Source organism: Streptomyces ossamyceticus (assembly GCF_001418475.1).
GTDB classification, from domain to species: Bacteria; Actinomycetota; Actinomycetes; order Streptomycetales; family Streptomycetaceae; genus Streptomyces; species Streptomyces ossamyceticus.
The window spans coordinates 1-13,338 of the sequence record NZ_LIQX01000269.1; the positions used below are offsets into that span (position 1 = coordinate 1).

The 13,338-nt window shown below is 69.0% G+C and carries 12 protein-coding genes and 1 pseudogene; 8 read left to right on the top strand and 5 right to left on the bottom strand.

All coding sequences use genetic code 11. The features are described 5' to 3' along the window. The 6 genes from AOK15_RS20745 to AOK15_RS20770 form a co-directional block, all read left to right on the top strand. On the top strand, positions 1-1,649 hold a 1,649-nt coding region (locus AOK15_RS20745), incomplete at its 5' end, for an ABC transporter substrate-binding protein (RefSeq protein WP_055519050.1). 100 nt (positions 1,650-1,749) lie between these two features. Beyond that, complete coding sequence (locus AOK15_RS20750) at positions 1,750-2,748, top strand: ABC transporter permease (protein WP_055519052.1); 999 nt, start codon at positions 1,750-1,752, stop codon at positions 2,746-2,748. Further along, a complete protein-coding gene (locus AOK15_RS20755; protein WP_055519054.1) occupies positions 2,745-3,611 on the top strand; it encodes an ABC transporter permease in 867 nt (288 codons plus the stop codon). Before AOK15_RS20750 ends, AOK15_RS20755 begins: the two co-directional genes overlap by 4 nt. Beyond that, on the top strand, positions 3,608-4,660 hold the full coding sequence (locus tag AOK15_RS20760; RefSeq protein WP_055519057.1) for an ABC transporter ATP-binding protein: 1,053 nt from the start codon (positions 3,608-3,610) through the stop codon (positions 4,658-4,660). The genes AOK15_RS20755 and AOK15_RS20760 overlap by 4 nt, the downstream gene beginning before the upstream one ends. After that, a complete protein-coding gene (locus tag AOK15_RS20765; RefSeq protein WP_055519059.1) occupies positions 4,657-5,487 on the top strand; it encodes an ATP-binding cassette domain-containing protein in 831 nt (276 codons plus the stop codon). The genes AOK15_RS20760 and AOK15_RS20765 overlap by 4 nt, the downstream gene beginning before the upstream one ends. Positions 5,488-5,533: 46 nt before the next feature. Next, on the top strand, positions 5,534-5,866 hold the full coding sequence (locus AOK15_RS20770; protein WP_055519061.1) for a cupin domain-containing protein: 333 nt from the start codon (positions 5,534-5,536) through the stop codon (positions 5,864-5,866). 666 nt (positions 5,867-6,532) lie between these two features. Here the strand turns inward: AOK15_RS20770 and AOK15_RS42395 are convergent. After that, complete coding sequence (locus AOK15_RS42395; protein ID WP_205632181.1) at positions 6,533-6,910, bottom strand: cupin domain-containing protein; 378 nt, start codon at positions 6,908-6,910, stop codon at positions 6,533-6,535. Positions 6,911-7,820: 910 nt separating this feature from the next. Beyond that, positions 7,821-8,096 carry a hypothetical protein gene (locus AOK15_RS45125; RefSeq protein ID WP_157870316.1) on the bottom strand — a complete coding sequence of 92 codons (276 nt, stop codon included), beginning with the start codon at positions 8,094-8,096 and terminating at the stop codon, positions 7,821-7,823. 520 nt (positions 8,097-8,616) lie between these two features. Here AOK15_RS45125 and AOK15_RS20775 point away from each other — a divergent pair. Continuing rightward, complete coding sequence (locus tag AOK15_RS20775; protein WP_055519063.1) at positions 8,617-8,994, top strand: type II toxin-antitoxin system RelE/ParE family toxin; 378 nt, start codon at positions 8,617-8,619, stop codon at positions 8,992-8,994. Next, entirely contained in the window at positions 8,991-9,329 is a 339-nt protein-coding gene (locus AOK15_RS20780) for a helix-turn-helix domain-containing protein (protein WP_055519065.1), read from the top strand. Before AOK15_RS20775 ends, AOK15_RS20780 begins: the two co-directional genes overlap by 4 nt. A gap of 725 nt (positions 9,330-10,054) precedes the next feature. Here AOK15_RS20780 and AOK15_RS20785 read toward each other — a convergent pair. From AOK15_RS20785 to AOK15_RS20795, 3 genes and pseudogenes are all read right to left on the bottom strand, one after another. After that, positions 10,055-10,467, bottom strand: a pseudogene (locus tag AOK15_RS20785) (PIN domain-containing protein). 323 nt (positions 10,468-10,790) lie between these two features. Further along, on the bottom strand, positions 10,791-12,302 hold the full coding sequence (locus tag AOK15_RS20790) for a sensor histidine kinase (RefSeq protein WP_055519120.1): 1,512 nt from the start codon (positions 12,300-12,302) through the stop codon (positions 10,791-10,793). A gap of 25 nt (positions 12,303-12,327) precedes the next feature. Further along, positions 12,328-13,008, bottom strand: a complete 681-nt coding sequence (locus AOK15_RS20795; protein ID WP_055519067.1) for a response regulator transcription factor — start codon at positions 13,006-13,008, stop codon at positions 12,328-12,330. Positions 13,009-13,338: the final 330 nt, after the last annotated feature.

Consider the following 13,338-nt stretch of genomic DNA (forward strand, 5'->3'; position numbering starts at 1 on the left):
GCCGGGGCCGCCGCCGTACGGCCGCTCTGCTCAGCGTCCTCTGCACCAGTGCTCTTCTCGCCACGGCCTGCGGGGGCGGCGGTGCGGGCGGCAAGGAGTCGTCGAACCATGCGAAGCCCAAGCTGGTCAGCCAGCTCCCCGCCGCGGCCGCGAAGGACGTGGACCACCTCACCATCGGCCTGCCGAAGGGCGAACCCGCCTCCATCGACCCGCTGCAGGCCATCGACTACAGCACGGACCTGGTCATCTCCAACCTGTGCGATCCGATCCTGCGCCTGACCCCGGACTTCGACCTGAAGCCCAACGTGGCCACGTCCTGGAACTGGACCGACAAGAAGACGCTCGTCCTGACCATCAGGAAGGGCATCAAGTTCTGGGACGGCAAGGACCTCACCGCACAGGACGTCGCCTACAGCATGGAGCGCAGCCTCGGCCCCGGAGCCATCACCGGCGGGCCGCTCCAGTTGGCCAAGTCCGCCTCGGCGTCCGGTCCGTACGAGGTGACCGTCAAGTTCAAGTCGTACGACGAGCAGTTCGTGAAGCAGCTCGCCGCGCCGAGCTACGCGGTGATCGAGAAGGCGTGGGCCGAGAAGGCCGGCAAGAACCTCGGCACCGCCAAGGGCGGGCTGATGTGCAGCGGCCCGTTCAAGTTCGGCTCGTGGACCTCGGGCTCCGCCATCGAACTGGAGCGCAACGACGCCTACTGGAACCCGGACTACAAGGCGCACGCCCGGCGCGTCACGTTGAAGCCCCTGTCCGACTCCAGCGCCCTCACCCAGGCACTGGTCTCCGGTGAGGTCGACGGCGCCTGGGAGGTGCCGCCTGCGGTGATCTCCAGCCTGAAGTCCGCCAAGAGCGGTTCCCTGCACTACGGTCCCGCCTTCCAGTACCTGGAACTCTCGGTCGCCGACAGCACCAGCGCCCCCCTGGCGGACAAGAACGTGCGCCGGGCGCTGTTCAAGGCCATCGACCGCAAGGGCATCGCGGACGTCGTCTTCAAGGGCGCCGCCACCCCCAACTACACGTCCCTTCCACCGAGTTCGCGTGACAAGGGCGCCGAGGACCTCTACGCGGCGGCCGCCCGCGAGTACGAGAAGGCCAACGCCTACGACATCGACGCCGCCAAGAAGCTCATGGCGTCGAGCAAGGCGAAGGGCAGGACGCTGAAGCTGGTCACGATGGCGGGCGACGAGACCCAGTCGCAGGTCGCCCAGCTGATCCAGCAGCAGGCCAAGGTGATCGGCCTGTCCGTGGCCATCGACGCCCGGCAGCCGCTGCAGTACGGCGACACCTTCGTCAACCCGTCGGCCAGGAAGGGCGTCGACCTGACGCTCGCCGTCGGGTTCAACCAGACGACCGACCCGTTGGAACTGCTCGGCTTCCTCGCCGTGCCGGGTTCGGCGTACAACTTCGGGTTCGACGACCCGGTGGCCACCAAGGCGTACAACACGGCCCGGGGTATCGAGGACCCCCGTGAGCGGGCCCCGTACGTCCTGACCCTGCAGGAGCGTTTCCAGAGCAGCTATCACGACACCTCGCTGGTCGCCCCGTACGAGATCTCCTACTTCAGCGACAAGCTGACCGGCGCCACCACGTCGATGGCGTACATGTTCACCCCGTCCCTGGCATTGCTGGGCTCGCCCAGCTAGCCCTGCCGGGCTCCGGAGCCGGTAGCCGCCGGTTCCGGAGCCCGCCCCGCCGCTGGAAAGGAGGAGATACGCGGCCCCGGCCGGACGTATCGCAGCGATCATGACCCTCACCCTGCACTCCGCTGTTTCCCGGTTCTCCGGGCGGACACTGTGGCGGATCCGCGCCATTGTCCGGCGCCTGGCGGGCGCGGTCCTCACCGTCGTGGTGGCCACGTTCGCCGTGTACGCGGCACTGGCCGCCGCTCCGGGAGACCCGGCGCTGGCCCTCGCCGGCCGAAACCCGACGCCGGAACGCATCGCCCAGCTGCACCAGGAACTGGGACTCGACCGGCCCCTCGTCGTGCGGTACTTCGACTGGCTGTCCGGGCTCCCCCGGGGAGACCTCGGCCAGTCCATCGTCTACCGCAACAGCAGCGTGGCCGACCTGCTCGGGCCCAGGTTCGGCACCACCGTCTTCCTCGTCGTCTACGCCGCCGTGCTCATCCTCCTGCTGGGGCTCCTGCTGGGCGTGCTCGGCGGGGCCTTCCGCCGGCTGAACGGCCCCATGGCCGCGCTCACCTCCGTCGCTCTCGCGATCCCCGGCTTCGTCGCCGCACCGATCCTGGTCAGCGCGCTCGCCCTCGGGCTCGGCTGGTTCCCGGCCGTCGGAGCGGGCAGCGGCTTCACCGACCAGCTGTGGCACCTGACCCTGCCCGCCCTCGCCCTCGCCATCGGCTGGTGCGCCTGGCTGGCCCAGATCACCCGCACCTCGCTGCGGGCGGAGAAGGCGAGCGAGCACGTGGGGACGGCCACCGGCCGGGGCCTGCCCCCGGTCACCGTCTTCCGCCGGCACGTGCTGCGCAACGCCGCCATCCCGATCTCCACCGTCTACGGCCTCACCGTCGCCGGGCTGCTCGCCGGCGCCGCCGTCGTGGAGCAGGCCTTCGGCATCGACGGCCTGGGCACGCTGATGCTGCGCAGTGTCAGCGCGAAGGACTACAACGTGGTCCTGGCCGTCGCCTCGCTGATCATCATCGCCTTCGTCGTCACCACCCAGCTGGTCGACGCCCTGCACACCGTCCTCGATCCCCGACTGCGCACGAAGGGCGGACGCAAATGACCGCCGTGACGAGTACGCCCGTGACGGCTTCGCCGCCGTCGCGCCTTCGCCGGTGGCGGAAGGCCGACCCCGTCCTGATCCTGTCCGTGCTGTGGTGCGCGCTGGCGATCCTGGTCGCCGTCGCCGCCCCGCTGCTGGCCCCCTACGACCCGAGCCAGACCGACATCCTGGCCGCCGCCCAGGGACTGTCGGCCCAGCACTGGTTCGGCACGGACGAGGTCGGACGCGACATCTTCACCCGTGTGCTGTACGGAGCCCGGCTGAGCCTGCTGGGCCCGGTGCTCGTCGTCGTCATCGCCACCGCCGCGGGCACCGCCCTGGCCATCGCGGCCGTGTGGTTCGGCGGCTGGTTCGACCGGCTCCTCACCCGCGTTCTCGACATCGCCTTCGCCTTCCCCCCGCTGCTCCTCGCCGTGCTCAGCGTCGTCCTGTTCGGGCCCGGTCTCACCGCTCCCGTGGTGGCGCTGGCGGTCGCGTACACGCCGTACATCGCCCGGGTGGTGCGCTCCGCCGCGCTGCGGGAGAGGCACCTGCCCTACATCGAGTCCTGCACCCTGGCCGGACTGTCCGGGCCGCGCATCTGCGTGCGCCACATCCTGCCCAACGTGCTGCCGCTCGTCCGGGCCCAGGCGGTCACCTCGCTCGGAAGCAGTCTGCTCGACCTCGGCGCCATCTCCTTCGTGGGCCTCGGCATCCAGCCGCCCAGCGCCGAATGGGGCCTGATGGTCGCGGACGGCCGCACGGCCCTGCTGAACGGCAGTCCGCAGGAATCACTGGCCGCGGGCTTCATGATCATCATCACCGTCGTCGCCTTCAACATGCTGGGCGAGCGACTGGCCGAACGCGCGGAGGTCAGGGCATGAACAGCCGGCCGAATCCCCCGGGAGCCGATCCCCTGGTGCGGGTCAGCCACCTGCGCCTGGACATCCCGGTGCGCGGCGAACCCCGCCGGGTGCTGCACGACGTGAGCTTCGAGGTGGGCGCCGGAGTGGCGCTCGGCCTGGTCGGGGAGTCGGGCTCGGGCAAGTCGATGACGACCCGCGTCCTGATGCGCCTGCTCCCGCACGGGGCGGCCACCGACGGGGACGTCCTGTTCGACGGAACCCCCGTGACGGGTATGGACCGTCGGGCTCTGAGGCGTTACCGCTCCTCGGAAGTGGCCATGGTCTACCAGGACCCCCGCGCGGCGATCAATCCCGTCTACACCGTGGGCGCCTTCCTCACCGAGGCCCTGCGCGAGCAGAAGGTGTCCCGCAAGGAGGCAGAGGAACGCGCCGTCGCCCTCCTGCGGGAAGTCGGCATTACCGATGCCCCGCGCAGGATGCGGCAGTACCCGCACCAGCTCTCCGGCGGCCTCCTGCAACGCGTCATGATTGCCTCCGCGATGCTGACGAAGCCCCGTCTGCTCATCGCGGACGAACCCACCACCGCCCTGGACGTCACCACCCAGGAGGAGGTGATGGCGATCCTCGACGAGCAGCGCCGTGAACGCGGCCTGGCCCTGGTCTTCATCACCCACGACCTCGACCTCGCCGCGGCGGTCACCGACCGGATCGCCGTCATGTACGCGGGGACCGTCCTGGAGACGGCGGCCTCCGCGAACCTGCACGAGACCGCTCTGCACCCCTACACGGTCGGTCTGCTGGCCTCCCGCCCCAGCACCGTCGACGTCAAACGGCTGTGGGCCATCCCCGGCCGCCCCGTCTCCGCCTTCGAGGCCGGCCCCGGCTGCGTCTTCACCGAACGATGTCCCTTCGCACAGGACCGCTGCCGCGCGGAGCGGCCGGCACTGCGCACGGTCGACGACCACCAGGTGGCCTGCCACCGGGCCGAGGAACTGCGCGGCCGGATCACCTACGAGGCGGACGGTCACGCCGATCACCAGCACGACGAGCAGACGGAGTCGGTATGAGTGAGTTGCTGGGGGTGGAGAACCTCCGCAAGGTCTTTCCGGTGCGCGCCTCGGCCGGGGAGCCCGCCGGTGATCTCGTCGCCGTGGACGACGTCAGCTTCACCCTGCCGCCCGGCGGATCGCTGGCCGTGGTGGGGGAGTCGGGCTCGGGAAAGACCACTGTCGCCCGCATGGTCGTCGGCCTGGAGACCCCCACCGCGGGTCGGATCACCCTGGACGGCGAGTCGCGCGAGGCGGCCCGCGCCGGACGCGGAGCCCGCAAGGCACGGGCACGCCAGATCCAGATGGTCTTCCAGGACCCCTACACCTCCCTCGACTCCCGGCAGACGATCGAGGGAGCCATCGAGGAACTCCTGCGCGCCCACTTCGACTGGGACGCCGCTCGTCGGCGCGAACGGGTCGCCGAACTCCTCGACCAGGTGGGCCTGGACAAGCGACAGGGCGGTGCCCGGCCCCGCGCCCTGTCCGGCGGCCAGCGCCAGCGCGCCGCCATCGCCCGCGCCCTCGCCCTCGAACCCCGGCTGCTCATCCTCGACGAGGCGGTCGCCGCCCTCGACGTCAGCGTCCAGGCGCAGATCATCAACCTGCTGACCGACCTGCGCGCCGAGACCGGAGTGGCGTACCTCTTCATCTCCCACGACCTGGGCGTCGTACGGCAGATCAGCGACGACTGCGTCGTCATGCACCGGGGGCGCGTCGTGGAAGCGGGCCGCACCACCGCCGTCCTGGACGACCCGCAGGACGCCTACACCCGGCGTCTGCTGTCCGCCGTGCCCCGGCCCGGCTGGGTCCCGCGCCGCCGCGCCACCTCCGGCGCATCAGTCTGAAAGACTGACGGATCTCGTGCCCTCGGACTACAAGGGGAGTGTGGCGATGGACCGCCTCGTCAACGCACACGAGGTAGAGCTCGACCCGCTGCCGTTGGAAGCGCACGACATCCTCGTGGGACGTCCGGTGGCGGCCGCGAAGACCCTCGGTGAGCTCGGGGGCCCCGAAGTCGGAGTGTGGACATTGACGACCGGTACGGTGCGCGACATCGAGACCGACGAGGTCTTCGTCGTGCTCGCCGGTGACGCGACCGTGCGATTCGACACCGGGGACAGCATCGAGCTGGCCCCCGTTGTCGTGGTACGCCTGCGGGCGGGGGAGCGAACCGAGTGGGAGGTCCGCTCCCCCCTGCGAAAGGTCTACGTCGCCGTCGGCTGAGACGCCGGGTCGCAGGTCTGGACGGCCGGACGTCGGCGATGGCGTGGATCTACAGCCTGAGCTGTTCGATCAAGAGGTTGTGCTGGCCTCGACGTCGTGGGAGAACACTGGACGGGCAAACAGCGCGCCGCTCGGAACGCCCGCTCCCGCCGCCGGGCCGGACATCTCGGCGCCGTACCGGGCCGGGCTCGGGGCCGGGAAATGCGCCGTGTGCCGCCTTGCGGGACGAATCCCCCGACTGCCGTGCCACGGGGTCCGGTTCACCGGCCGGACGCCGCACTCCCCGGCCGACCAGGCCGCGTGCGACCACCCACTCCACGCGGTCCCGCGGACACAGGCCCGGATGCTCGACCACCGACAGGATGACGCCGTTGGTCAGGGCCCGCAGTTGGCCGGCGAACGCTTCGAGATCGCCGTCGGGCACCAGTTCCTGGAGCCGTGGGCGCCGGAGGGAGGGCATGCGCTCCCTCCGGCGCACCGAAGAAGTGGCCGCTCCAGCCGTGTTCGCCGCGATGGGACACGAGCGCGATCCGGCCGGTCGATCTCCTCCATCTGGGATTCGTACGGACTGATCAGTTCATCGGTGACCGCGACGAAAAGCTCGTCACGATTGGCTGAGGACTGGGTCACGAGCGTGAGGGAGCCGCCGAACGGAGAGCAAGGGTCTTACGCTCCGGGTTCGGCCGGATAACTGATGATGACGTACAGCTTGCGGACCGTCTCGTGAATCTCCCAATCCCCTGTCCATCCCTCCGGCATGACGATGGTGCTTCCTGGCCCAAGGTCGATGGGTTCTGCACCGGTCGGGTACAAGGTCATCCGTCCCGAAAGAATCTGACAGATCTCGCTGTAACCGTCGCGGGTCGCGGCGAATCGACCTGGACTGCATTCCCAGTAGCCGACTTCGGCGCCGCGGCCGTCCGTCCACAGACCGAGCGCGGACTCGGTCTGTCCGGGGGTGACAGACGTTGGCTTCGGCGCAGGCTCTGGGAGCTCGGTCGCTTTCGCGTCGGCTATGGCGGTGGTTGGCGAACTGATGGTCACGGACGGTTCTCCTGACGTGAGGGCTCCGCGCTGGGTGCAAAGCACTGGTTTCGGGTTCGCTGCCATACGTGCGTTCGCGTCGGGAGGTCTGCGCTCAGCGTCCGGAGACCACGTTCGCGATCTTGGCGAGGGCGCTGTCGCGCGTCGTGTTTCCAAGTCACCGAGTCGACAGCACTTTTCGCGGCTCGGGCATCGAGGCCAGCGGCGCGGGGCCACACTCCCCGCACGGCATGGGCCTGGAACATGAAGACTCCTCGGGCCACGTGCGAAGCGTTCATGGCGTCTCCCGTGGCTTGAGACACAGGTTGCGTATTAGGGAATATATATCGTCCAGTATGCCGCGACAATGTGTTCCGGTCACTCTTGTGCAACCGCGCTGAGGAAAGGTCCCTGCCCGGACTCTCCTCCGCCTCGTCCGTCAGAGGATCAGCGTGATGCTCGCGATGGTCCGCGATGCCGCCCTCATGAACCCGACCCCACCCGTCGCGCGGGGGAAGGGAAATCCGCTGCAGGGGAGTTCGAGGCGCACTCCGAGCGGGGGGATCGTCTCTGAAGCTCGTTGAGTGCCGCTCTGACGACCGGCTAAAGCCATTCGGGCCAGGGTCGCCTCATGCGCATCTCCCTCGATCGCCTCAGCAGCCGCACTACCGCACCCCTGAGAGTCTCGGTGACAGGGGCAACAGCTCTCACCGCAGCGGGCGCTGTTCGCGTGAAGACGCCGGATCAAGAAGAGGGGGCCGAACTCTTGCGGGAGGTCGCTGGGCCCGTTCGCCGCCGATCCGGCCGTCGGCCATATAGGAGAAGCTCATGGCCGGCACCGAGACCTTGCTGCCGGAGTGTCACGTGATGACCACCGGGTGACCACCACCCGCCGAGCGTTTTGTCGGATGCCGGGAAACGATGGGACACGTCACCGCGAGCGACCAGCCGCCGACTCGCCGCCGGCTTCGCCATCGACCGCGAACCCTTCTTCGACCGGCTCCGCGAATACCTGTACGCCGAAGCGCAGGCAGGCACACTCGACTTCCGCTCGGCCGACGGGCAGACACAGCAGGCCTCCGCAGTGGCCGAACAGTTCCTCGGTGTGATCTGCGGCCAGCTCCTGTGGCCCCAGCTCGTACGTCGGCGCCTTCGGTGTCTCCCTGGCCGGAGCCGATCTCGCGGGATCGACGAGATCCTGCCGCACTGCGGCTCAGGCCCCCGCTGCTCAGAGGACCATGAACCCGTTCGGAGCTGAGTCCGCCCCGATTCGAGCCGCACTCCTGACGGACGCCGTCGGGACCCTCCCCCACAGCTCCGGGAGCCCCGCGCACCTGCCGCCGGGAGTCGACATGCGGGTCCGTCATCGCATGAAACCACCGACCAGGACGACGATGAGACAGAGTGTCGGCGAGGCCGAGGGGGTTGGGCGGGCGGCCAGGGCTGTGACTCGGCAAGAGGTATCTGCCCCCGGCCGGGTTGCTCTGCCGGGGGCTGTGCTGGAGCTGGTCGTCAGTGAGGTGGACGAGAGCAGCGGCGCATCGCCCGGACTGCTGCATCCACTCCGGCTTCCCCGACCCCGTGGACGGCGATCGCATCCGCGCCGCCTCCCGGTACAAGACCCGAGGGGCGGCCAACCCGACCGGGCCAGCGTGGCCTCGCATCTGCCGCTATGACGTCAGTGGTGTATGCTACCAGTGTAATAAATTGCAGATGGGGGCACGTGCATGGCTTGGAAGATTGTCGTGGTCGAGCCGGCTCTGTCCTGGCTTCACGGTCTGCGTCGTACTGACCGTGACACTTTGATTCAGGTCAGCCAGGCTGTCACTGCCCTTCAAGAAGAAGGTCCCGCGCTGGGCAGGCCTCTGGTGGACACGATCAAGGGCTCGGTGCTGTCGAACCTCAAGGAGCTTCGACCCGGCTCGGCAGGGGCCACAGAAGTGAGATTGCTGTTCGTGTTCGACCCGGACCGGCAGGCCGTGATTCTGGTCGGCGGCGACAAGGCGGGCAACTGGTCCGGCTGGTATCGCGTCGCGGTGCCTCAGGCGGAGCAGGCGTACGCGGAGCATCTGAAGCGAATCGATGGAGAGGACGAGGCACGATGACTGATCACCTCAAGGACCCGCAGGCCGTCTCCTGGGGAGATCTGGCTGAGGACTTCGCCTTCACGGATGTCGAAAAGGACCAGATCCAGAAGGGGGCGCAGGCGATGGTCCTGGCCTCCCGTGTGCACCGCCTCGCCGAGTTGCGGAAGCGGCAGCACACCACACAGGTCCAGGTCGCCGAAGCCATGGGCGTCACCCAGGCCCGCGTCTCGCGCATCGAGAAGGGTCAACTGGAGCGCAGTGAGGTCGACACCCTCGCTGCCTACGTCAAGGCGCTCGGCGGTAAGTTGAAGATCGTCGCTGACTTCGGTGATGAGAGCTACGTCCTCGGCTGATCCGATCGAAACGCCGCGACCCAGGTCTGCCCGCAGTCTGGCTGGCGAACTCGCTGCTTGAAGTCGGGGATGATGCTCCCCCCGACGAGGGGTGGAGCGTCACCTCGTTGGTAAGCCAATCCGTTGCGCGTGGGTTCGAGGCGCACTCCCGAGCTGCGGTGATCGTCTCGGAAGCTGGTTGGGCTTGTCCTTCCGGGACGCGTTCTGGACGCAGGTTGGACACAAGGATCGGAAAAGACTGACAAGGGCCGGGAAGGGCTGAGGCGCCAAACCTCGCCTGACCTGGGAAAACGGCGAAGATGAGCATTGATTGACAAGGGTCGCCAAGATTCTCAAAGGACTCATAATCCGTCGGCCGTGGGTTCGAGTCCCACCCGCCCCACTGCGCAGGTCTCTGACCTGCGGAAACGTCTCGGCAGGGGTGCGGATTCAGGACTTTGGGCTGCGGGGCTGAATCCGCTGCTCGTGAGTTCAACTCCGTGGCCGTCAATGTGCGTTGGGATCGCTTTGACCTGCGCGGACGTATCGGCCTACGGCTGGAGGATGGCGTCGTGGGTGGGCTGTGCGAGCGTCTGGACGTCGAATTCTGGACGCTGGCTGGACATGAGGATTCGGAAGTCTGCCCGGTGGCCATGGGTGCCGGGAGATGGCCCAGGCGGCTGCGGACTGACCGCCAGGCGGCCGGGTCGGTCAGAAGTTTGGTGGCCGTCGGTACCGCGCGAGCTCTACTGCCTGAGGTCGATCGTGCGGACCGGCTGATTTGTCGTGCGGGCGATGGTTTCGAAGTCGCGGTCGTGATGGAGGAGGGTGAGTCCCGCTTCTTCCGCGGCTGCGGCCACCAGGAGGTCTAAGGGGCCCGCGCTGCGGTGCTCTCCTTTGGCGGTCAGCTGTTCCTGGGGACGCGGGAGCGGCGGTAGGCGCCGTGGGGCATGGGGCACCAGGCGTAGTGGGCGTCGAGTGCGGCCTTGAAGCGGGTGCGGTCCATGGGGGAACGGGCCGAGTGCGGGACTTCCAGTTCGGTGAGGTCGCAGATCGCGACGAGGCCGGCGGCGATCCTGTCGTCCCATTCGGTGGTGTTCTGGCGGAGCAGGACGCGGTCGAGGGCGGAGGTGTCGATGAGGTAGTCGGCGACTGTCACCCGTGCGCCCCGGTACAGCGGTCGTCGGTCGCCGCGCCCGTGCTTGCGAGAGAACCGCATCGGACGCGAGGCGGCGGCGAAACCGCAGGTCGTCCATCCGGACGAGTGACAGCGGCTGCGCTATCAGGTCTCGCCAGCCACTACCGTCGCGCGACGCAACGGCCCGGACATCCCTGTTCAGCGAGGTGTTGTCCGCCCTCGCTGGTGCCGACACAGCAGTTGTCGCCAGTTCGCATCCGGTGCAATTGGCGGCGCCGTGCCGTTTGTGCTTGGCCGGCCACCGATGTCTCGTCGGATGGCCAGTGCTGCCTGGGTGAAGCGCGCTATTCCTCCGCTGCGGTGGGGGCTTGGGGGAGGCGCAGTCGGAAGCATGCTCCGAGGGTTCGGGGGGTGAGGGTGAGGGTGCCCTGGTGGCGGTGGGCCAGGTCGCGGGCGATGGCGAGGCCCAGGCCGGTGCCGCCGTGGTCGCGGGAGCGGGCGTCGTCGAGCCGGACGAAGCGTTCGAAGATGCGCTCGGCGTCTTCGGCGGGCACGCCCGGTCCGTCGTCGTGCACCGTGAGGTCGACCTGGCCGTCCTGGTTCCGGACGGTGATCTGGATGCGGTGTGTGGCGTGGCGGGCGGCGTTGTCGACGAGGTTGCGCAGCAGTCGTTCGTATGCGTCGGGGTTTCCGTGTACGTGTGCGGGGGCGGTGCTGTCGCAGGTGAGGGTCAGCGGCCGTCCGGTGAGGGGGTATTGCTCGGTCAGCCGGGAGGCGAGGGCTGTCAGGTCGACGGTGTCGGGGCCGGCTGCGGGGGTGCGGGTGTCGAGGCGTGCGAGGAGCAGCAGGTCCTCGGCGAGGGCCTGGAGGCGGCGGGTCTGTCGTGCGGCGGTGGTGGCCGCGGCGGGCCAGTCGGTGCGTTCCGGGTAGGCGAGCGCGACTTCCAGGCTGGCGAGCAGTGTGGTGAGGGGGCTGCGTAGTTCGTGGGCGGCGTCCGCGACGAAGCGGCGCTGCTGGGCGGCAGCGTCGTCGAGGCGTTGGAGGGTGGTGTTGATGGTGGTGGCCAGGGCGGCGATCTCGTCCCCCGTATTGGGGATTGTGACGCGTTCGCGGGGGTCGTTCGCGGTGACCGAGGCGGTGAGGACGCGGATGGCTTCGACCGGCCGCAGCGCGATGCGGACGGCGAAGTAGGCGACGGCGGCGATCAGTACGAGGCCGACGAGCCCGGCCCGCAGCAGCAGGCGGTCTGTGGCCTCGGTGATGGTCCCGGCGATGTCCTCGGCTGCGTGCGGGAGCACCACCACATAGACCCGCAGCTGGGCGTCGTCGGCGACACCCAGAGCGGCGACCGTGCCGCTGCTCAGTTCATCGGCCCTGACATCGTCGTACATGACCTGGTAGGTTCCGCCGTCCTTGCCGAACCGGTCCCCGGGTGCGGAGCCGGGGCGGGCCGGCAGGCGCACGGGACGGGTCGTATAGCCCCAGTTCGGCCCTTCGTCCGGTGGGGCGGGCAACTCGGCCTTCGGTGGGGCGGGCAGCACATGACGGGTGCCGGGATCGAACTCCTCCATGCCTCCGCCGTAGGCGACGGCGGCGCGTCGGCCGGTCGCGACGATCTCGTACGGCACGGTGCTTCGGCGAGCGGGAACCGCACCCTTCTCCAGCTGATCGACGAGAGCCAAGAACTGTTTCTGCGTCTGCCCTTGGGCGATCCCTGTGCTCTCGCGGTAGACGTCGTGGTGTACCCACCAGCCGATGCCGGCCAGGATGACGGCGGCGGCCGAGGCGGCGGCCAGGGCCGTGCGGGCTCGTACCGAACGCGGCCACCAGCGGCGTCGCGGCCCGGTCGCCTTCAGGGTCGGCCACCAACGGCGTCGCGGCTCAGTCGCGTTCACGGTCGTCCACCAATCGGTAGCCGGTACCCCGCACGGTCTGCAGGGACTGCCGGTGGAAGGCGGCGTCGACCTTCTTGCGCAGCGCGCTGACGCGCGCCTCCACCAGGTTGGGATCCCAGGCTTCGTCGGGCCACGCGTGATACAGCAGATCCGCTTTGGAGACCGCCTGGCCCGCCCGGCGGGCCAGCACCTCCAGCACGGCGAACTCCCGGGGTGTGAGTTCCACCCGGGCTCCGGCCCGGCGGCAGATCCGGCCGGCGACGTCCAGCGAGAGGTCGCCCACGGCAAGGACGGGTGGCGCGACCGCGGCGGCTCGTCTGACCAGGGCCCGCAGCCGCGCGACGAGCACCATGTAGGAGAAGGGTTTGGCCAGGTAGTCGTCGGCCCCTGTGTCCAGGGCCTCTGCCTGATCCCAGTCCCCGTCCTTGGCGGTGAGGACCAGGATGGGGGTCGCGTTGCCCTCTCGGCGCAGTTGGGCGCAGACCTTGTAGCCGTTGAGTCCGGGCAGCATCAAGTCCAGTACGACCAGGGCGTATTCGCCGGTCCGGGCCATCCACAGGCCCTGCCGCCCGTCGTGGGCGAGGTCGACGCTGTAGCCCTCGGCGGTCAGACCGGTGTGCAGGGTGTGGGCAAGGTCCACCTCGTCTTCGACCACCAGGATGCGCATGCGGTGCAGCCTTGCACAGCGTCGGGCCGCCTTCCTGATCGGCCGGTCAGGTTGGATCAGCATCCGGTCAACGAGGTCCCGGCACGCTGGCGGAGTGTCTTCGCCACTGCTGAAAGGTCTTGCCGCACGTGTCCGTTGCTGAACGTTCCCCCGCCGCGGCCAGGACAGTTCTTCCTCCCGCGCCCACCCGTCGACCATCACCGAGCCCAGCCAAAGCCCTTGTCGTCACCGCACCCTTGTCGCTGACCACCGCTCCAGCCTCGCGCTTTCTGTGCGACGTGAAGTCGCCGTCATGCAGTGGTGGTTGCAAGGAGAGGAATCGACCGCTTT